At 39.4% G+C, this 1601-nt stretch carries 1 protein-coding gene and 2 pseudogenes; all 3 read right to left on the bottom strand.

The features are described 5' to 3' along the window. Positions 1 to 83 (bottom strand): annotated as a pseudogene (locus tag FEK43_RS23265) (PAAR domain-containing protein); the annotation flags it as partial. 17 nt (positions 84 to 100) lie between these two features. Next, entirely contained in the window at positions 101 to 589 is a 489-nt protein-coding gene (locus FEK43_RS22735) for a hypothetical protein (RefSeq protein ID WP_135380921.1), read from the bottom strand. Beyond that, a pseudogene (locus tag FEK43_RS23260) lies at positions 579 to 1601 on the bottom strand (lytic transglycosylase domain-containing protein); the annotation flags it as partial. The pseudogene FEK43_RS23260 and the gene FEK43_RS22735, both read right to left, overlap by 11 nt.

The raw sequence follows: 1601 nt of genomic DNA, 5'->3' as shown, positions 1-1601 counted from the left end.
CCACCGAATTTCATCGTTTCTGAAGCGGTCAGTACCGAGCCGCCATGAGTGGTTTTATCGCCTTTACGGATAATCTGGAGCACTATTAAATTCCTCTTTCTTATTTCTTAACTAATTCATCATTCTTTAATTCCCATGTCTCTGCTGGGATCTTTTTACTTGTGCCATCGACAGCGATTGAAGGTATATTTATCTTGAATGTTTCTGGGCCACTGGTTATTGATGGGTAATGACCACCACAGAAGTCAATTGTCTTCAGAGGTTTAAATTTTCCATCTTCTGTTTTGCTATAAATATGTAACGGTCCACCATCACAAGCATTACCCATTGGGCTATCAATTATAACAAGCATTTGCTTATCGGCTTCGTATAAATAGGAGTAGTTTAGAATAGATGGTGCGCGGGAGTAATCACATTTGTAATTGTCGATAGTATCGCCATCTATCTGAATACTACATATTCCTTTATCTACAGCTGTGTTTACATGCGGTGCTTCACTTGCAAATGAAGATGTGCCACAGAAATAAAAAATGACTGGAATGGAAAGAAGAAAACTCTTTGATGTAAGCTTCATAAAATTAGCCTTCATAATTGAACCCTTTTGCATAAAATTCGTCTATGTTTTTTACAATTTCACTTTTAATTATCTTGCCATCTTTATTTCTGTCATGGAACTGGTTAACCGCATAGGCACGTTGTCCGCTTGAATATACGATATCTGTATCTTTGAGTAACATTGCTGCTGGTGTGAAAATTGAAAGATATACATCGCCCAATGTCCATTTGTTAGTAGGGTAATTAAAATTATTAGCCTGCATTTCAAAATATTTCTTCACGTAATCCATCTGCTCTACGTGTGTCATGGCGGCAAGTTTAGAAGTTGTTGTCCCTAAGTCTTTTGCAGTGTCAGACATGAATTGAATTAACCCGGTAGCAGAAGAATGAGGGTTTTTTGTAGATGTATTGAACTTCTCCCCAGTTTCTAACGCCATACATGCCATTATATAATTTGGGTCAATTGATAGTTCATTACCTACTTCTACGACCTTTTGTTTAAATGATTCAGCAATTTCTGTACCGAATCTCTTTTCAACCATTTTGATCCATATAAGTTTATTTCTGTTCTGCAATGCTCCTAAAAATAATACTGGATGCATGTGCCATAATGAAGGCCCCAGTTTTTCTGTGGTAACATCCTGCATCCATGCCATTTTATCAAGAAAATCTTCGCTGTATTTCTTCCATTCTGGCGCATCTTTTTTCAGCGCATTGAGGAACGGTTGCCAGATAGCATCGCCTTTTTTGAAGTACCAGTCGCTTGGGTGTTTTACGATTGTTTTCTGAATAACGTCAAGATAGTCGGGATTGTGAAGTGCTCTCCAGTACTCCATTGGAGAATAGTGGTCACTTCCGCTGTCAATTTTATCCAGCAGGCGCTGATAATTATGCTTCACGAGAGCATGACTGGTTCGCGGATCATTGGTCGCGGCCTGGTAAAGCGAATCGATAAGGTTACGGAAGAATCCAGTGGGCTGGTTTTTTCCATCCAGGTAATCAAAGCTGGCAGGTTCTGCGGTTTCAGTTCTGAAGCCCAGCTTCGC

The sequence above is a fragment of the Escherichia sp. E2562 genome, from assembly GCF_005781075.1.
In the GTDB taxonomy this organism is placed as follows: domain Bacteria; phylum Pseudomonadota; class Gammaproteobacteria; order Enterobacterales; family Enterobacteriaceae; genus Escherichia.
The sequence above is the reverse complement of the archived record's forward strand: the minus strand, read 5'-3'. Positions and strand labels throughout refer to the sequence as shown.